The following is an 18,526-nucleotide window of genomic DNA, read 5'->3' on the forward strand; positions in this document are numbered from 1 at the left end:
ACACCCCCCTTCGGAAGGCAGAGAGTGTCCTCTTCCATCACCGCGCCCGAGGGCATCATCAACCCGCCGATTGATGAGCTTCTCGAGGCCACCGACTCGAAGTACAGCCTCGTGATCTACGCCGCCAAGCGCGCCCGTCAGATCAACGCGTACTACTCGCAGCTCGGCGAGGGCCTGCTGGAGTACGTCGGCCCGCTGGTCGACACCCACGTGCACGAGAAGCCCCTCTCCATCGCGCTCCGCGAGATCAACGCGGGCCTGCTGACCTCCGAGGCCGTCGAGGGCCCGGCTCAGTGAGCAGTGCGGCGCCGGGTGGCACGGCGTCCTGAAGGACCCCGTCACGGCGCCTCCACCAAGGGCCCGGCAGCGCCGCTGCCGGGCCCTTGGTGTGTCATGGGGGAGTAACCGACCGGGTCCGCACCCCGCACGGGACGGAACCCACGGCGTGGGGAGAGAACGCGATGGACAAGCCGACACAGCCGCAGCAGGCCGCCGGACCGGCGGACGGGAGCGGCCCGGCCCGCCGTCCCAAGGTCGTCCTGGGAGTCAGCGGCGGCATCGCCGCCTACAAGGCGTGCGAGCTGCTGCGCCGGCTCACCGAGTCCGGCCACGACGTCCGGGTCGTGCCGACCACGGCGTCCCTGCACTTCGTCGGCGAGGCCACCTGGGCCGCACTCTCCGGCAACCCGGCCTCCACCGAGGTGTGGGAATCCGTCCACGAGGTCCCGCACGTACGCATCGGCCAGTCCGCCGACCTGGTCGTGGTGGCCCCCTGTACGGCCGACATGCTGGCCAAAGCCGCCCACGGCCTGGCCGACGACCTGCTGACCAACACCCTCCTCACCGCACGCTGCCCGGTGGTCTTCGCCCCGGCGATGCACACCGAGATGTGGGAGCACCCGGCCACCCAGGAGAACGTCGCCACCCTGCGCCGCCGCGGCGCCGTCGTCATCGAGCCCGCCGTCGGCCGGCTGACCGGCGTGGACACCGGCAAGGGCCGCTTCCCCGACCCCGCCGAGATCTTCGAGACCTGCCGCCGCGTGCTGGCCCGCGGCCCGCTCGGACTCGCCCGGGATCTCGCCGGACGGCACGTGGTGATCAGCGCCGGCGGCACCCGCGAGCCCCTGGACCCGGTCCGCTTCCTGGGCAACCGCTCCTCCGGCAAGCAGGGCTACGCGCTCGCCCGTACGGCCGTGGCCCGCGGCGCCCGGGTCACCCTCGTCGCCGGCAACAGCGAGCTGCCCGACCCGGCTGGGGTGGACGTGGTGCACATCGGTACGGCCGTCCAACTGCGGGAAGCCGTGCTCAAGGCGGCGGCGGACGCCGACGCGGTGGTCATGGCCGCCGCCGTGGCCGATTTCCGCCCCGCCGCGTACGCCACCGGCAAGATCAAGAAGCGGGACGGCCAGGAGCCCGAGCCGGTGGCCCTGGTCCGCAATCCGGACGTCCTCGCCGAGATCTCCGCAGACCGCCCCCGCTCCGGCCAGGTGATCGTCGGTTTCGCCGCCGAAACCGACGACGTCCTGGCCAACGGCCGCGCCAAACTCACCCGAAAGGGCTGCGACCTCCTCGTCGTCAACGAGGTCGGCGACCACAAGGCGTTCGGTACGGCCGCGAACGAGGCGGTGATCCTGGCCGCCGACGGTGCCGAGACGCCCGTACCGTACGGCCCGAAGGAAGCCCTCTCCGACCGGATCTGGGACCTGGTGACCCCCCGTCTGACCGCCTCCCGGACCTCCTCCGGCCCGTCCTCCTCATGATCGGGAACCCTCCTCCCGGGGCTTTGCCGGAACGAGATCTTCCTCTCTCCGGCAAGGTGTCCCAGGTCACGGCGGGTCCATAAATCGAGACTGCGTGCCCGAACGCCGCTCATGACCGATAAACTGGCCCCGGATCGCGCCGAGCGCAGCTCTCGGCCTTTCCGCCAATGATCAGCCAGCAGCCGCTGCAACCCCAGGGAGCGATGTGTCCCGCCGCCTGTTCACCTCGGAGTCCGTCACCGAGGGTCACCCCGACAAGATCGCTGACCAGATCAGCGACACCATTCTCGACGCCCTGCTGAAGGAGGACCCGGCCTCCCGGGTCGCCGTCGAGACGTTGATCACCACCGGCCTGGTCCACGTGGCCGGCGAGGTGACGACGAAGGCGTACGCCGACATCCCCAACCTCGTGCGCAACAAGGTCCTGGAGATCGGCTACGACTCGTCGAAGAAGGGCTTCGACGGCGCCTCCTGCGGCGTCTCCGTCTCGATCGGCGCACAGTCCCCCGACATCGCCCAGGGCGTCGACACCGCCTATGAGAAGCGCGTCGAGGGCGACGAGGACGAGCTGGACAAGCAGGGCGCGGGCGACCAGGGCCTGATGTTCGGCTACGCCTGCGACGAGACCCCGGAGCTGATGCCGCTCCCGATCAACCTCGCGCACCGCCTGTCCAAGCGCCTGTCCGAGGTCCGCAAGAACGGGACCATCCCGTACCTGCGCCCCGACGGCAAGACCCAGGTCACCATCGAGTACGACGGCCACAAGGCGGTCCGCCTCGACACCGTCGTCGTCTCCTCGCAGCACGCTTCGGACATCGACCTGGACTCGCTGCTCGCACCCGACATCCGCGAGTTCGTCGTCGAGCACGTCCTCAACCAGCTCGTCGAGGACGGCATCAAGCTGGACACCGACGGTTACCGCCTGCTGGTCAACCCCACCGGCCGCTTCGAGATCGGCGGCCCGATGGGCGACGCCGGCCTGACCGGCCGCAAGATCATCATCGACACGTACGGCGGCATGGCCCGCCACGGCGGCGGCGCCTTCTCCGGCAAGGACCCGTCCAAGGTCGACCGCTCGGCTGCCTACGCCATGCGCTGGGTCGCCAAGAACGTCGTGGCGGCCGGGCTGGCCGCCCGCTGCGAGGTCCAGGTCGCCTACGCCATCGGCAAGGCCGAGCCGGTGGGCCTGTTCGTGGAGACCTTCGGCACCGCCACCGTCGACGTCGACAAGATCGAGAACGCCATTGCCGAGGTCTTCGACCTCCGCCCGGCCGCCATCATCCGCGACCTCGACCTGCTGCGCCCCATCTACGCCCAGACCGCCGCGTACGGCCACTTCGGCCGCGAGCTGGACGACTTCACCTGGGAGCGCACGGACCGCGTGGACGCGCTGCGCAAGGCCGCGGGGCTCTGACCGCCGGCTCTTCTTGTTGCCGCACACCCCGGCCCCGGCCCGCTTCGGCGGGCCGGGGCCGGGGCGTATGCGCGTACCTCGCGCGACGCCCCCGCTCCGTCACAGCTCCTCGGACGCTCCGAAACCGAATCCGTCCCGCCCGTCCGACGCCTCCTCATCGAGGTCTTCGGGAGCTTCGGGGCCTTCGGCGGCGGATTCCGGCGAGTCGAACCGCCGGCGGATGGCCGACGCCGCTTCCTCGCACCCCTCCGCGGCCAGATACTCCGCGATCCGGCGGGCACAGAGGGCTCTCACGTGCTCGTCGGGAGCCAGCCCGGCATCATCCATGAAGGCCCCCAGAGCAGCGAGGACGTCCGGCTCCTCCGGTTCCCGCTCCCCGTCCCCGGACGGTTGCCCGGGCGGGGTGACGAACGGCGAGGAATACGCGCCGTGCGGTGCGGTACTGCCGTTCACCGTCCCACCGTGCCGGGCGAACCAAGGGTCGCCGGACGCGTCGGGTGGCGATACCAGGTGCCGGAACAGCTCCGGTACCTCCTGGTTGTTGGCGGCGGAGGAGAGCTGTGCCAGTGGGCCGATGAGGTCCACGGTCTTCTCGATCCGGTCGTCGTGCTTGGCCATCCACCAGACCACGGCGCTGCCGGTGTCCTTCAGCACCTCGGTGCCCAGATACGCGCGCTTGCTGCGCTCGTAGTTGCGTTCGTGCTCCCAGACATCCTCGTCCTTGCGGACGGTCGAAAGCTTGGCGAGGCGTTCCCGGTCCGCGTCGGACAGCTGCAGCGTGACGTTCTCGGCCATCGCCTCGACCCGGTCCGTCATATCGGGCTCCATGGTGCCCAGCGCCCCGTCGAGCTGATGCTGGGCCAGGGTGCTGTGGTGCGGATTCTGCCGCGCGGTGATCGCGCGTGCCCGGGCGAGTACGGCGTCGACCGCCAGCCCGCCCGCGTTCACGCGAGGGGCGTCCAGCGCGGCGCTGAGCGGGCGCCAGCGGATCGTGGCGGAGAACAGGAAGTCGTAGTCCGGCGTGGAGCTGGGAAGTGCCACCCCGGCCACCGTGCGTTCCCAGCGTTCGACCGGCGGAACCGGCAGATCAGGGTGGGCGGGGTGGTCCCACACCGCGGTGGCCTCGCGCCGGGCGTCGAACCGGAAGGCCGTGGCTGAACCGGCGAGCAGAACCGCGGCCGACGCGGACCAGGCCCAGGTGGGCCACCGCAGGCTCAGCCCGGCGATGATCAGCAGCAGGGCGCAGATGACGGTGATGAAGACCGTGGCGGTCTTGTGGCCAGAACTCATGGTGATCTCCCGCGGCCGGTCACAGACGGGGAACGGCGGGTTCGATACCGTGCGCGGCATCGATCCGGCGTTCGAGCTCGGCGAACAGCAGACGCCGCTCCGCCCCTTCGGCGGGCACGGCCGGAACCCAGTCACGGGCGACGGTGTGCAGGCGGGCGAGGACGCCCGGAGTCCGGGCGGCCGCCTCGACCACCACAGCGAGCAGCGGTTCCCGGTGGGACCCGGCGCGGAGCGCCGCCGTCAGCCAGTCCGCCAGCGGGCCGCGCCACTCCTCGTACGGATGATGGCGCAGTACGGCGGCCCAGCCGGCGGTCAACCGCTCCCGGACGGCCGGACTCCCGGAAAGGGCGCGGGTACGGGCCGCCACCGCAGCCATGGCCAGCAGGATCGCCGCGTCGGTCGGCCACCGTTCCGGCTGCAGACGGCCGAGCAGCATCCGGAAGAGCCGGCTGCCTCCGCGCGCGAGGCCCAGCAGCGCCTCGAACCCTTCGCCGCCATCGGAGCCGGCGGCCCGGGCCAGATGATGCAGACGCACCAACGCCTGGTCAGGGTGCTGCACGGCCATCACCTGGGAGCAGACCACGACGAGCGCTTGGCGCAGGTCCCTGGGCAGGCCCGCCACGAGCGACCACTCGTAGATCTTCTGACGGAACGCGCGGCCGAACGCGTCGTGGTTCAGCCCCTCCGTCAACGCCTGCGAGATATCGGCGAGCAGCCGGCCGGCGTGGCGCCCGGCCCACTGCTCGGCCAGCCACCACAGATCCTGGGGGCGCCCACTGGCCAGGCACTGCTCCGCGAACCAGCCGATCAGCTCCTTCCGGGCCTCCTGGGGCAGCTCGTGCCGGCTGACACAGTCACGCACCCAGTCGCGGAACTGCCGGCGAAGGTCCGACAAGTACGTCCAGAAGTGTGCGCGTATCGCCGCGTCATACCCGAGAACGCGGAACCGGACTCCGCCGTCCCTACCGGTACCTGCTTCGACAGCCTTGAATTCGGCCGAGAGGTCGGTGCGGTCGAGGCGGGGACGGTCGTCGTCGGGATGGCCCAGGATGCCCTGAAGCGTGTCGGCCGCCCGCAGTACGACGGCAGGGGCACGGCCGTGGAACATCGCCAGGGCCAGGGCCAGGGCGCGTTGGCGGCCGGTGAGGTGGGCTATGAAGTCGGCCACCTGGAGCCTGCGGCTGTCGGCCCACTCGGCCATCGCTCGATCACACCAGTGACCAATGTTCTCGTGCACGCCTTGCAGATCCCGCGCCCGACGGATCAAATTGGCGAGTTTGGCGAGATCCTCCATCGAAGCGTCCGCTGCGTACCGAGTGAGTCGTGGTGCGGCGAGATCGACTGGGTCCGGGCGGATACCGGCCCTCCGCAGGTACCGCATCAGCAGCTTGCGGCCCTCCGGGCGGCCGATCTCGGCTGTGAGCCGGTGCAGTTCCTGACGTTGCAGGCAGTCGAATTGCTGAGGCAGGACGATGGCGAGATACGCAGTACGGGCTTCCGCCACGGACCGGAAGTCGGAAAGCTCGGCCTGCACGGCTTTGTACTGTTCGGCGTCACTACTGGACAGGTCCAGCAGCATCCGATCGTGATTGCCGATCAGCGCGGTATCGAGAACCCGCTCGGCTGCGCTGCCCAGGGTGCCGAAAATTTCATGGAATCTGCCCGCGCCTTCCGAGCGTTCATGCAACAGCATCAGCGCGGCAGCCCGTCGTCCGCTGCCAGGCTGACCCGTGATCAGAACAGTGCCGTGGACCCGCAGCAGGTTCCGTGCCCAGCGGAATCCGCGAGGGTAGATGAATCGTTGGTAGAGCCAGCGGCGGTCGTCGTACGCGATGGCGAGCGACGTCCTCGCTCTTGTGGCCGGGCGTGACACGGCTTCGCGAAGGTAGAAAATGTACTGGGGCCCCTCCCCGGTGCTCAGCGGAGCGTGTGCCTGATGGACGTAGGAGCCGAATCGGCTTTCGACGCGTTCGTTCATCGCTCATCTCCCCGGGGCCGGGGAGATGAGCCAAACCGGTGGCTGAGCGGCGCGCGGGCGTGATCGCCGGAAATCTGTGTCGTTCCGTCGCCTTGAATTTCCGTGGCGTGGGGTCCGATCTGATCGCCGGATCCGGTGTGCATCGGCGCGTTGGACTCGTTGACGAAGGTACCGACGGTGCCGAGCACGGCACCGATACCACCACGCTGCCCCGCATTGTGCACCGTCGGGGTGGACTCGTGCCGTGGTTCCTGGTGGGTGCGCTCAGTGGACGGCCTTGTCGTGTCCAAAGGCGCCAACTCGGGAACCTGTGTGATGAGGCGGTCACCGAGCCGCACGATCTCCGCCCGGCCGTCCCGCAACCACAGCCGCTCGTACTGGCACTCCGCGAGTTCTGCGAGTGAGGGCGGCAGTGTCTTCGGGTCAAGCTGTTCCACGCGCCGACCCAGCAATAGCGGTATGACCAGGATCCCGCAGGTGAATGCTTCCTCGATCTCACGGCGTACCCAGTCACCTTCATTGTCCAGTGCTCGTCGGCCAGGCTGTTGCCGGTCAGAGGCATCCAGCCAGCGTTCGCCTATGAGGGCGAGTAGGACGCAGCTGCGCCGAACGGCGCCGAGCATGACCCGTACGTAATGCGAACCAGGGGGAATCGACGTGCCGGCCAGGAACGTGCTGTCCTCACCGAAGCGTTCGGACAGCGCCTCCGCAAGGAGTCGTGCGGTTTCCTTACCGTCACAGGTGCGGTAGTTGACGAATATTTCAGGCATGACCGAGTGACCTTTCTGATCCGGTCGGGCGAGCCGGGCGGAGCGCGGCCTGTCTCGCAGGTGCGGACAGCCTTTGTCGAGAGGCTGGGGCCAGCACTGTGGAGGGGTTCTGGCTGAGTTTCCGTACCGACGAGTCGCGGTGGTGGAGGCCCTGCGTTCATGCCGACCGCCGCAGGTAGGCAGTGATCGCCGCGGATCGGACGGGACCGATGGTGGAGGGGAGGCCGCGAGTGCGCAGCGCATGCCCCGGAAGCCGTGCGGTTTCCCTGCCGAGGATTTCGGCGGCGTTCTGCGGCCGCCCCAGTTCGTAGAGACACCACCCGGTGAACATCGCCGCCACGTCAGGCAGGTGGGACGCGCCGATGACGGGCTCCTGCGGGTCGCGGTGTTCGAGTGCGAGGAGTTCCCGGGACCGGTCCAGGCTGCGCATACAGGCGTCGTAGTCGCCCTGTACGGCCTGGCACTGGGCCAGTTTCTGCGCGGCCAGCCCCCTGATCCGTGGCGGGGCGGGGCTGTCGAGCGCGTGCGAGGCCAGGCCGATGGCCCCGGCCGTATCACCGCGGAAGAGACTGATCAGGGAACGGCGGGCCAGCGCGTACGTGGCCAGACTGGGGTCGCCGCCCGCTTCCGCGAGTTCCACGGCGCGGTCGGTCCACCACAGTGCGGCGTCGTCGTTCCCCGATTCCTGGGCCATCCAGCCGGTGTATTCGGCGAACCGGGACGCCAGTACCAGGAGGGCCTGGCGGGTGTGCGTACCGCTGCGGGCGGCCAGCTGTTGCAGGCTGTGGGTCTGGGATATCAGCTGCGGTAACAACGCGCCGGGTCCGGAGACCTGCCCGAGCCGCCGGTACTGGCCGAACAGCGTCCGTGACGCGTCGACCAGCGTCGTGGCTCCGGTATCGGTCGAGATGTGCATACCGCCCACCCCGATGCCCAGGACCGAGGCGGCCCCGGCGCTGATCACGCGACGGCGGCCGATCGGCTGGAACGATCCGGACCCGTCCTTGTCCAAGTGCATCAACCACACCTCACCCTCATGACTTGTCGGCGGTACACCGCTCGTCGGCGCGGGCACCGGCACAAGGCCGGCCAGGGCCCCTTGCGCACCGAGTTCTTCGTCGCAGAGCCGGGCGAGCTGCGGAGTCGGAGGCTTGAGCCCCCGTTCCACCTTGCTCAGCTGCCCTTTGCTGAAGTGGACCCGTCGGCCCAGCTGTTCCAGCGAGAGGTTCGCGGCCAGACGGCGTCTGCGGAGTTCTTTACCGAACGCGTAGGGCTGCTGCGGAAGCACTGCATCCTCCGTAACTGTTCGTCCGGGCAGCCGGCGAGCGTCGCGTGTCAGCGTGCGGCAGACGGCACGGCGGAACAAGGCGAATGGGGCTGTTTCCCGTTTCCACCTCGGAGCGAATCGGATGGAGGGACGCGTGTCGAGACCACCGAACGGCGCTCCGGCCGCTCTGGTCGCACGCCCCGGCCCCGGTGCGCCGAAGCGGGCCGGGGCCGGGGCGTTTCTCGTGTGCCGGTGGAGCGGTGGGGGCGCCGAGGCCGGCTTGTCAGCCCTTTGGGGTGGTGGTGTCGCGGGGTGGGGCGGGTTGGAGTGCCAGGTAGCGGGATGCTGCTGTGGCTGTTGGGGAGAGTGGGCTCTTCGCCGCGGTGAGCTGTCCGAGCTGCTGGGTGAGTACGTCGAGTTGGTACTCCCTTGCGGCCAGCGCCAGCGTGGCGTCCGAGGCCACGTCGTCGGGGGCGGTGTGCGGGTGCGGCCGGGGAGGCCGGTCGAGGGCGTCGTACAGCACCGCGCAGAGGATCCCGGCGACGAACATCGTGTGGTACGTGTGCGGGAAGGAGTAGGCGGGGCGGGCCTCGGGCGCCAGTGCCTCGTACTCGGGTGTCGAGAACTGCGGGCTCGGCAGGTAGCCGAACCGTTCCCACACGCCGGTCAGCAGGTCCCGGCCCGCGCGGGTGTACGCGCAGGTGGTGCCGGGGCGCAGCATCGTGGCGGAGAAGAGCAGTTCGCCGGTCAGGTCGAGGTTCTCCGTGCCGAGCTGGAGTGCCAGGCAGGAGTCGAGGGTGGCCAGTACGGCTTCGGTGTCGACCCGCGGATCGGCCGGGCGGCGCCCGAAGTCGGTGCCGAACATGATCGCGTGGGTGAGCGCGTAGATGTCGTCGGGGTGCATCTCGACCGCTGTCAGATCCGCGTACAGGATGGACCCGGGCGGCGCCTCGACCGCGTGTGAGCTGCTGCCGCCGGGGGCGAGCGAGGCGAGCCAGCGCTGTTCCATGTAGCGGTAGGGCAGCCGTTCGGGCACGCAGGGGTGCGCCGCGGCGACCGCCGCCGCGTGGAGCGCCTCGTGGCGCGCGTCGGGGAACCCGATGCGGTCGAGGAGCAGGTTCGAGGTGCCGATCGAGGTGGCGGACTGCGGGAGGCGCGCGAGCAGGTCCGCGTTCCGTGCGCTTCTGGCGTGCGGTAGCAGGGCCTTCACGAGCGTCCGGACGGCAGTCGCGATACGCGGCTGGGCGTGGCGCACCCGGTGGCAGGTGAAGGCGAGAAGCGCCGCCTCGACCACGATTTTCTCGCTCATCGAGACGATGGGGTCCTGCTTTCCCTTCCAGTGTTTCTCGTAGGAAGGGAGCCGCGGAATGTGGCGCACGGCGAATTCCAGGATGTCGCATATCCGGCCGCTGAGATACGTTCCGTCCGCGGCGGTGCCCGCCGGCGAACCGGCGGGCACCTGATCCCGGCTGGGCAAGGTCGCTCCGCACGCTTTCCGCGACCGCCTCGGAGTCCTCGGTGGGCTGCGGGATTCCCTGGGCCGCGAGGAAGTACTCGTTGCAGCACAGGACGTGCAGGCCGGGTCCGGGGGCCCGTCCTCCAGCATTCCCGCCTGCGACTCGACCAAGCTTCCCGAGGGTCATGCCGCCGTCGATCACGCCCGCCTTGATGAGTCCCGAGACCATCTTGGCGACCTCGCTGTGCGTCAGGCTCTCTTTCATGTTCTTCCTTTCGCCGGTGTTCTGCTGCGTTGTTCGGCGGGCTTGAGGGGGCTGGATTGCACGGGAGCGGGAATGCCTCAGGGCTGTGACAAAGTCCGCAAGCGGAGCCGTGTTCTCAACGGGACGGGTGTGCAGCGGAGGGAATTGCGGGCTGCGGGGTGCGGCTTCCCGTATGCGGTCGTTCCGCTTCGGGCGGGCCGCGCGTAGGCCGGCCGGTCAGTGGTGACGACATCCGGATGGTCCGTATCGAGGCCTGGGCCGTACGCGGGTGGCTACGTGTCGGCGGCTCTTCCGGGCGGGCGGGGCTGTCGGTGCTGTCTGCTAAGACTGGTGCTGTGAGCAGGGAAGACGAGGGGCAGGGTGCGGGGCCGGAGCAGCTTGCGCTGATTCGGGAGGCGGTGCGCGGGACCAAGGAGGCGCGGGCGAAGCCGCGGACGTGGCGGGGGGCCGACCTGGCGGAGCGGCTGCCGGTGGCGCGGGTGCTGGTGGACAAGGGTCTGGTGCACCTCGACCGGTACTTCGACTACGCGGTGCCGGCGGCGATGGACGAGGAGGCGCAGCCCGGGGTGCGGGTGCGGGTGCGGTTCGGGGCCGGGGAGAAGGGGGGCCGGCGGGAAGGGGGGAAGCTGGTCAACGGGTTCGTGGTGGAGCGGGTGGCGGAGAGCGATTTCCGTGGGGTGCTCGCGCCGATCGCGCAGGTGCTGTCACCCGAGCGGGTGCTGACGCCGGAGCTGCTGTCGCTGTGCCGGGCCGTCGCCGACCGGTATGCGGGGACGCTCGCGGATGTGGTGCAGCTGGCGGTGCCGCCGCGGCGGGCGAAGGTGGAGGGGAAGGGGAGCGGGGCGCCGTTGCCGCCCAACGCGCCGCCAGAGGCCGGTAGCTGGGGTAGGTATCCGGCGGGGCCGGGGTTTCTGGAGGCGCTGGGGCGGGGGGACTCGCCGCGGGCCGTGTGGACGGCGTTGCCGGGGCCGTACTGGCCGCAGGAGCTGGCCCGGGCGATGGCCGCGGCGCTGGCGTCCGGGCGCGGGGCGCTGGCCGTGCTGCCGGACGGACGGGACGCGACGCGGGTGGACGCGGCGCTGCGGGAGATCGTCGGGGAGGGGCGGCATGTGGTGCTGAGCGCCGACGCCGGGCCCGAGGAGCGGTACCGCCGCTGGCTGGCGGTCAGCCGGGGCGTGGTGCGCGCCGTGATCGGGACGCGGGCGGCGATGTTCGCGCCGGTGCGGAATCTGGGCCTGGTGGCCATCTGGGATGACGGGGACGGCAGCCACAGTGATCCGCATGCGCCGCAGCCGCATGCGCGGGAAGTGCTGTTGCAGCGGTCGGTGACGGAGCGGGCCGGTTTTCTGCTGGGCGGCCTGAGCTGCACGGTCGAGGCGGCGCAGCTGGTGGAGACGGGATGGGCGCGCCCGCTGACGGCCGAGCGTGAGCAGGTACGGGCCGCGGCGCCGCTGGTCCGTACGGTCGGTGACGCCGACGAGGCGCGGGACGCGGCGGCGCGGGCCGCGCGGCTGCCGACGCTCGCCTGGCAGGTGGTGCGCGAAGGGCTCAAGCACGGCCCGGTGCTGGTGCAGGTGCCGCGGCGGGGATACGTACCGCGGCTGGCGTGTGAGCGGTGCCGGGAGCCCGCGCGCTGCCGGGCCTGCGCGGGTCCGCTGGAGGCGCGGGACGCCGGGGAGCTGCGGTGCGGCTGGTGCGGGCGCGAGGAGGGCGACTGGCACTGCGCGGAGTGCGGCGGTGTGCGGCTGCGGGCGCAGATCGTGGGTGCGCGGCGGACGGCGGAGGAGCTGGGGCGGGCGTTTCCGGCCGTGCCGGTGCGCACGTCGGGGCGGGACCATGTGCTGGACACGGTGCCCGGCGCCCCCTCCCTGGTGGTGAGTACGCCGGGGGCCGAGCCGGTCGCCGAGGGCGGTTATGCCGCCGCGTTGCTGCTGGACGGCTGGGCACTGCTGAGCCGGCCCGATCTGCGGGCGGGCGAGGAGGCGCTGCGGCTCTGGATCCAGGCCGCGGCGCTGGTCCGGGGCCAGGCCGACGGCGGCACGGTCGCGGTCATCGCGGAGGCGACGCTGCGCCCGGTGCAGGCGCTGGTGCGGTGGGACCCGGCCGGGCACGCGGTGCGCGAGCTGGCGGAGCGGGCCGAGCTGGGCTTTCCGCCCGTCTCCCGGATGGCGTCGGTGACCGGCCGTCCCGAGGACGTGGCGGAGATGCTCGCGGCGGCCGCGCTGCCGGCGGGGGCCGAGGTGCTGGGCCCCGTACCGGTGCCGTCCCCCGACGCGGGGCGGCCGCGCCGGCCGGGGGACCCGCCGCCCGGGGAGGAATGGGAACGGGCGCTGGTACGGGTACGCCCCGGCCAGGGGGCCGAGCTGGCGGCGGCGCTGAAGACGGCGCAGGCGGCGCGGCTGGTCAAGCGGGAGGGGGAGGCGGTGCGGATACGGGTCGATCCGCCCGATCTCGGGTGAGACCCGCGCGGGCGGGTGGTGCCGGTGACGCAAGGGGTGCCGGTGGTGCTGCGGGCGCGGCCGGGAAGGAATGGGGGAGGGGAGAAAAGGGGCCGCCCCGGGGGCGGGCCGGGGCGGTGCGGTACGTCAGCCGTTGCGGGGGCCGGGGAAGACGCCGGGGCGGGCCTCTTCCCGGGCGGGAACCGGGGACTGGCCCGGCAGCGTGCGTGCGGCGGGCACGGCCGGCGCGCTCGGCAGGCCGGGGGAGACGGCCATGCTCCGGGCCGCGGACGGCTCGGGCGTACGGACCGTCTCACCGCTCTCGGGGCCGGGCTGGGCGGTGGAGCGGCGGGCGCCGTAACGGCGGTGCACGGCCTGTTTGGTGACGCCCAGAGCGGAACCCACGGCATCCCAGGAGAAGCCCAGCGAACGGTCGAAGTCCACCGCGGCGGTGACGAGGGTTTCGACGCTGTCGCGCAGTTCCTGGGCGAGGCGTACGGTCGGGGCGGGGGCGCGGCCGTAGACGACGAAGCCGGCGGACGGGCCGGTGCGCCGCGGCCGGTAGACGTTGCCGAGCTGAGCTGTCAGGGTGCGCAGGGCGTCCACCTGCCGGCGGACCCGCTCGATGTCCCGTACCAGTAGGTGCAGGCTGGCGCGTGCCTGGGCGTCGTGGGTTGCGTGGTCGGCCATGAACAAGCCTCTCGAACCGGCGTTGAATGTGCGGAGATACGTGACGTAAGAGGTGAAAACGAGCGGGCCGCGAGGGCGGCCCGGTCGGTCAATGCTGCTTGACCAACGCAACAGACGCGGCTTCGGTCACGGTATGGGGGCGTACCGGCTCCAATGAGGGGCGCGCGTCTGTTCGCGCGCCCCCCTGAAGGTGTGGCCCATAGACTGGTGCGCCGTTCCGCAGCGTGTGAGAGGTAGTACGCCACCCATGAGGCTCGTCTTTGCCGGCACCCCCGAGGTCGCCGTACCCGCCCTGGATGCCCTGATCGCCTCGGACCGGCACGAGGTCGTCGCCGTCGTCACCCGGCCCGACGCCCCCGCCGGCCGCGGCCGCCGGCTGGTCGCCAGCCCGGTCGCCGAGCGTGCGGAGGAGGCCGGTATCGAGGTGCTCAAGCCCGCCAAGCCGCGCGACGAGGACTTCCTCGCCCGGCTGCGGGAGATCGCGCCGGACTGCTGCCCGGTGGTGGCCTACGGCGCCCTGCTGCCCAAGCCGGCCCTGGACATTCCCGCACACGGCTGGGTCAACCTGCACTTCTCGCTGCTGCCCGCGTGGCGCGGCGCGGCCCCGGTGCAGCACGCGGTGCTGGCGGGCGACGAGGTGACCGGCGCCTCCACGTTCCTCATCGAGGAAGGCCTCGACTCCGGGCCGGTGTTCGGGGTGGTGACGGAGGAGGTACGGCCGACCGACACCAGCGGCGACCTGCTCACCCGGCTGGCCCTGGCCGGCGCCGGGCTGCTGGCCGCCACGATGGACGGCATCGAGGACGGCACGCTGCAGGCGGTCCCGCAGCCCGCCGAAGGCATCACTCTCGCGCCGAAGATCGAGGTCGAGGACGCGAAGGCGGACTGGACGGCGCCCGCGCTGCGGGTGGACCGGGTCGTGCGCGGGTGCGCGCCCGCGCCCGGCGCGTGGACCGTCTTCCGGGGGGAGCGCCTGAAGCTGATGACGGTCGCGCCGGTCCCCGACCGTACGGACCTGGCGCCCGGCGAACTCGCCGTCACCAAGAAGGCGGTGTACGCCGGTACGGGCAGCCACGCGGTGGAACTGCTGTGGGTGCAGCCGCAGGGCAGGAAGCCGATGCGCGGCGCGGACTGGGCCCGCGGGGTGCGGATCGGTGCAGGGGAGAGGCTGGGGGACTGACGGGCCGCGGCCCGTCGCAGTCGCGCGCGGAGGGTCCGCCCGGCCCGCGCCGTGGCGCGGCCCCGCGCGCCACGTAGGCTGGGGGCGAACCTCGTCCCGTAACAGCGGAGCACATTTCTCGTGAGTGGTCAGTCGCGTCGTCCCGGCAAGCCCTATCGCCGCCCCAAGAAGGACCCGGTCCGGATACTCGCCTTCGAGGCGCTGCGGGCCGTGGACGAGCGGGACGCGTACGCGAACCTGGTGCTGCCGCCGATGCTGCGCAAGGCGCGTGAGAACGAGGACTTCGACGGGCGGGACGCGGCGCTGGCCACCGAGCTGGTGTACGGCACGCTGCGGCGGCAGGGCACCTACGACGCGATCATCGCGCGCTGCGTGGACCGGCCGCTGCGGGAGGTGGACCCGCCGGTCCTGGACGTCCTGTCGCTCGGCGCGCACCAGCTGCTCGGTACGCGCATCCCGACGCACGCCGCCGTGAGCGCGACCGTCGAACTGGCGCGGGTGGTGCTGGGGGACGGACGGGCCAAGTTCGTCAACGCGGTGCTGCGGAAGATCGCCGCGGACGACCTGGACGGCTGGCTGGAGCACGTCGCGCCCGAGTACGACGCCGACCCCGAAGAGCACCTGGGGATCGTGCACGCCCACCCGCGCTGGATCGTCTCGGCGCTCTGGGACGCCCTCGGCGGCGGCCGGGCCGGCATGGAGAACCTGCTGGAGGCCGACAACGAGCGGCCCGAGGTCACACTGGTGGCCCGGCCGGGACGGTCCACCACCGAGGAACTGATCGAGGCCGTGGGGGAGGAGAGCGCCCTGCCGGGACGCTGGTCCCCGTACGCGGTACGGCTCGCCGAGGGCGGCGAGCCCGGCGCCCTGGACGCGGTACGCGAGGGACGGGCCGGTGTGCAGGACGAGGGCAGCCAGCTCGTCGCGGCGGCGCTGGCCAACGCACCCGTCGAAGGCACCGACAGCACCTGGCTGGACGGCTGCGCCGGACCGGGCGGCAAGGCCGCACTGCTGGGCGCGCTAGCCGCGCAGCGCGGCGCCCGGCTGCTCGCCTCCGAGAAGCAGCCGCACCGCGCGCGCCTGGTGGCCCGCTCGCTGGCGGGCAACCCCGGCCCGTACGAGGTCATCGCGGCCGACGGCACCCGCCCGCCGTGGCGGCCCGGCGTCTTCGACCGGGTCCTGATGGACGTCCCCTGCACCGGCCTCGGCGCCCTGCGCCGCCGCCCCGAAGCACGCTGGCGCCGCCGCCCGGAGGACCTGGACGGCTTCGCGCCCCTGCAGCGCGAGCTGCTGCGCCAGGCACTGGTATCGGTACGGGTCGGCGGCGTCGTCGGCTACGCGACGTGCTCCCCACACCCGGCCGAGACCCGGGCCGTGGTGGAAGACGTCCTCAAGACACGGGCCGCCGCGGAGGTGACGGCGGAGTGGATCGACGCGCGCCCCCTGATCCCGGGCGTACCCGCACTGGGCGACGGCCCGGACGTGCAGCTGTGGCCGCATCTGCACGGGACGGACGCGATGTATCTGGCGTTGCTGCGGCGGACGGCGTAGGGCGCGTGTAGCGTCTCGGAATAAGTGACCCTTTCTCATTCTTCGTGGCCCCTGGCCGGCCCAAGGGCTACGAAGATGCAGGGTCTCCATTTCCGTGTCGGAATCCCATGAGCATGAAGATGTCGGGCCAAGTCACATCCGACGCTGAGCTAAAATTCCGGCTGTCTCGTCGCACTCCACTCGGCGGATGCTCAATGCCGCGCAGAATGACCGTGCGGATTCTCCTTCGCCGCGGAGGCGGACCAGACGCCGAGGTCGCCTCCCGGCAGGGAAACGAACCGCCACCCTCCAGGCCCTGTGATCTGCCACGCCTCGAACGCCGCATCGGCTGGACACGTCAGGTGCGTGCCGTCCTCGAACACCATCCGGAGCGTGCCGGACGTGAAAGCGACCGCGGAGACGACTGCCGTCCCGAAAAGCGGGAGGACCGCGGCCACGTCCTGAGTCTCCGGCATCAGAGGCACGCCGGGATCGGTGTGCCTCGGCCCGGATGAGAGCTGAGCAGGTGCTTCGAGTACGACGTCCCAACCTCCGTCGAGGGCCAACGTGAGGCGGTGGTCGACAGCGATCCCGGCAACGCCCCGCCTGCGGAGATCCAAAACCCACCGGTCTTCGTGTTCGACCGGTTCTGCTTCCGTGCTCATCACCTCATCATGGGGCACGACCCCATGTGTTCGGGCTGGATCCACTTGATGAACCAACAGGTCAGGCCAACCGTTTGAGTCGGCTTCGGTGCGACGGGACATCGGCTCGGCCGGCCTCTCGCTCAGCGGAGCCATGCAGATTCCCGAAACGAATGACCAATGTGAGTGGTCAACGAGTGGACAATGAGTGACCCATTCCCCCTTCGGTTGGCCGACGTCTGGTCAGTCGGCCAGACCGATGCGAAAAATGCCTGACTGCGTCCGGGCCGACCGGTCTAATCTGGCCCTCTCGCCGCTTCCTCCTGTCGGAGGCTGGGGCGAGCACTGCTGACGGTCCCAAGGCTGGGCCAGGATCGTGAGACGAAACGAGGGCCTGAGCATGGTGGGGGACCTGCGGGGTGAGGGAGCGCCGAGTGGCGGGCCGTCGATGACGGTGGACGTTGCGCTCAGCGCGCTCCGGTGTCTGGCGGCAGACCGGAGTTTCGGTGAAGACGGGTTTGCCGGGTGGTACGGGACCCGGGCCGAGTGCGTCCGGGCGGCGTTGGATGCCCTTCTCGCGGGTGTCGATTCGCCTTCCCTCGTGCTCCTGGCGGGGCTCGGGCGCAATGAACTCGATGCGGTGGACGAGCTGTTCGACAGCGTGCTGGCGGAGCTGGAGTTGGTTCCGCTGACTCCGGAGGGCGTCGCGGCGGCCCGTTGGACATTGGCGCGGTGGTGGGCCGGCCGGATCGTGCGCGGGGACCTGGACGCGGTGGACGGTGCGCAGCTGATCCGGGACCGGGCCGCGAGCGAGCTGGGGCTCCCGTGTCCGGAGGTTTTCGCGCCCTTCTGGGACGTCTTGCGGGAAGTGTGGGACGAGGGCCGCGGCGACGTTCCCGTGAGTCAGGAGCAGCGGGACGTTCTCGTAGCGGCGGCCCGGCGGCTGGCCGGCGGCTGACGGACGGCCGGACGCCGCTGTTCCGGGGCCGCCCGGACCCGCCCTGCCCCACCCGCTTCGGCGCATGGGGCGTGGCAGGACATACTGGAGGCATGGCCTTGATCAACCCCAGCATCCTGTCCGCAGACTTCGCCCGGCTCGCCGAGGAGGCGAAGGCCGTCGAAGGCGCCGACTGGCTGCATGTCGATGTGATGGACAACCACTTCGTGCCGAACCTGACGCTGGGCGCTCCGGTCGTGGAGGCGCTGAGCAAGGCGACGGACACTCCGCTCGATCTGCACCTGATGATCGAGGATCCGGACCGGTGGGCGCCGCAGTACATCGAGGCCGGGGCCGGTTCCGTCACCTTCCATGCGGAGGCGGCGGCCGCGCCCGTGCGCCTGGCGCGGGAGATCCGGGCCAAGGGGGCGCGGGCGTCGATGGCGCTCAAGCCGGCGACGCCGATCGAGCCGTACGAGGATCTGCTGCCCGAGCTGGACATGCTGCTGATCATGACCGTGGAGCCGGGCTTCGGCGGTCAGGCGTTCCTGGACATCATGCTGCCGAAGATCCGCCGGACCCGGGAGCTGATCTCCAAGCACGGCCTGGAGATGTGGCTCCAGGTGGACGGCGGGGTCTCCGCGGCCACGATCGAGCGGTGCGCGGAGGCCGGCGCGGACGTGTTCGTGGCGGGTTCGGCGGTCTACGGCGCGGACGACCCGGCGAAGGCGGTGCGTGAGCTGCGCGCGCAGGCCGAGTCGGCGACGGCCGCGGCAGGCTGGGGCTGCGCCCACTGACGCAAGGGGCGCCCGCGGTGGTTCGGCCGGGGGCGTCGGCGCCGCACGTGGCGTGGGGGGAGGGTGCGCACCGACTCCCGCACGCCGGTGTTTCTTGGTGTTGCCGCTAC

At 71.4% G+C, this 18,526-nt stretch carries 15 protein-coding genes; 8 read left to right on the plus strand and 7 right to left on the minus strand.

The window, feature by feature from the left end; genetic code table 11:
* Positions 1–24: 24 nt before the first annotated feature.
* The 3 genes from rpoZ (at position 25) to metK (ending at position 3,174) form a co-directional block, all read left to right on the plus strand.
* The gene (gene rpoZ, locus ACZ53K_RS09690; RefSeq protein WP_003982715.1) at positions 25–297 is read left to right on the plus strand and encodes a DNA-directed RNA polymerase subunit omega; all 273 of its coding nucleotides are present in this window, start codon (positions 25–27) and stop codon (positions 295–297) included.
* A 164-nt stretch (positions 298–461) separates the two neighbouring features.
* Positions 462–1,760: a bifunctional phosphopantothenoylcysteine decarboxylase/phosphopantothenate--cysteine ligase CoaBC gene (gene coaBC / locus ACZ53K_RS09695; protein ID WP_468833470.1), complete on the plus strand. Its 1,299-nt coding sequence runs from the start codon at positions 462–464 to the stop codon at positions 1,758–1,760.
* Positions 1,761–1,965: 205 nt separating this feature from the next.
* Entirely contained in the window at positions 1,966–3,174 is a 1,209-nt protein-coding gene (metK, locus tag ACZ53K_RS09700) for a methionine adenosyltransferase (RefSeq protein WP_468833473.1), read from the plus strand.
* Between the two features lie 99 nt (positions 3,175–3,273).
* On the opposite strand, the gene ACZ53K_RS09705 is transcribed toward metK, so the two are convergent.
* From ACZ53K_RS09705 to ACZ53K_RS09725, 5 genes are all read right to left on the minus strand, one after another.
* Entirely contained in the window at positions 3,274–4,464 is a 1,191-nt protein-coding gene (locus tag ACZ53K_RS09705; protein WP_468833475.1) for a hypothetical protein, read from the minus strand.
* 19 nt (positions 4,465–4,483) lie between these two features.
* Entirely contained in the window at positions 4,484–6,442 is a 1,959-nt protein-coding gene (locus ACZ53K_RS09710) for an ABC transporter substrate-binding protein (RefSeq protein WP_468833476.1), read from the minus strand.
* Positions 6,439–7,212 (minus strand): toll/interleukin-1 receptor domain-containing protein, encoded by a 774-nt coding sequence (locus ACZ53K_RS09715; protein WP_468833478.1) that lies wholly within the window; start codon positions 7,210–7,212, stop codon positions 6,439–6,441. The genes ACZ53K_RS09710 and ACZ53K_RS09715 overlap by 4 nt, the downstream gene beginning before the upstream one ends.
* Before the next feature lie 157 nt (positions 7,213–7,369).
* Positions 7,370–8,500 carry a helix-turn-helix domain-containing protein gene (locus tag ACZ53K_RS09720; RefSeq protein ID WP_468833480.1) on the minus strand — a complete coding sequence of 377 codons (1,131 nt, stop codon included), beginning with the start codon at positions 8,498–8,500 and terminating at the stop codon, positions 7,370–7,372.
* Between the two features lie 262 nt (positions 8,501–8,762).
* Positions 8,763–9,956: a DUF6895 family protein gene (locus tag ACZ53K_RS09725; RefSeq protein WP_468833483.1), complete on the minus strand. Its 1,194-nt coding sequence runs from the start codon at positions 9,954–9,956 to the stop codon at positions 8,763–8,765.
* 579 nt (positions 9,957–10,535) lie between these two features.
* Here ACZ53K_RS09725 and ACZ53K_RS09730 point away from each other — a divergent pair.
* Positions 10,536–12,659 (plus strand): primosomal protein N', encoded by a 2,124-nt coding sequence (locus ACZ53K_RS09730; protein WP_468833484.1) that lies wholly within the window; start codon positions 10,536–10,538, stop codon positions 12,657–12,659.
* Between the two features lie 126 nt (positions 12,660–12,785).
* On the opposite strand, the gene ACZ53K_RS09735 is transcribed toward ACZ53K_RS09730, so the two are convergent.
* Positions 12,786–13,328 (minus strand): hypothetical protein, encoded by a 543-nt coding sequence (locus ACZ53K_RS09735; protein WP_468833486.1) that lies wholly within the window; start codon positions 13,326–13,328, stop codon positions 12,786–12,788.
* Between the two features lie 247 nt (positions 13,329–13,575).
* Here ACZ53K_RS09735 and fmt point away from each other — a divergent pair, with 247 nt between their 5' ends.
* On the plus strand, positions 13,576–14,508 hold the full coding sequence (gene fmt / locus ACZ53K_RS09740; RefSeq protein WP_468833487.1) for a methionyl-tRNA formyltransferase: 933 nt from the start codon (positions 13,576–13,578) through the stop codon (positions 14,506–14,508).
* A gap of 120 nt (positions 14,509–14,628) precedes the next feature.
* Positions 14,629–16,059 (plus strand): RsmB/NOP family class I SAM-dependent RNA methyltransferase, encoded by a 1,431-nt coding sequence (locus tag ACZ53K_RS09745; RefSeq protein ID WP_468833489.1) that lies wholly within the window; start codon positions 14,629–14,631, stop codon positions 16,057–16,059.
* Positions 16,060–16,250: 191 nt separating this feature from the next.
* Here ACZ53K_RS09745 and ACZ53K_RS09750 read toward each other — a convergent pair whose 3' ends face one another.
* Positions 16,251–16,703: a DUF6188 family protein gene (locus tag ACZ53K_RS09750; RefSeq protein WP_468833490.1), complete on the minus strand. Its 453-nt coding sequence runs from the start codon at positions 16,701–16,703 to the stop codon at positions 16,251–16,253.
* 580 nt (positions 16,704–17,283) lie between these two features.
* On the opposite strand from ACZ53K_RS09750, the gene ACZ53K_RS09755 reads away from it, so the two are divergent.
* Together ACZ53K_RS09755 and rpe are read left to right on the plus strand one after the other, a co-directional pair.
* On the plus strand, positions 17,284–17,640 hold the full coding sequence (locus ACZ53K_RS09755) for a hypothetical protein (protein WP_468833491.1): 357 nt from the start codon (positions 17,284–17,286) through the stop codon (positions 17,638–17,640).
* Between the two features lie 92 nt (positions 17,641–17,732).
* Positions 17,733–18,416, plus strand: a complete 684-nt coding sequence (gene rpe, locus ACZ53K_RS09760; RefSeq protein WP_125057405.1) for a ribulose-phosphate 3-epimerase — start codon at positions 17,733–17,735, stop codon at positions 18,414–18,416.
* Positions 18,417–18,526 lie beyond the last annotated feature (110 nt).

Source organism: Streptomyces sp. NPDC033221, from assembly GCF_055577005.1.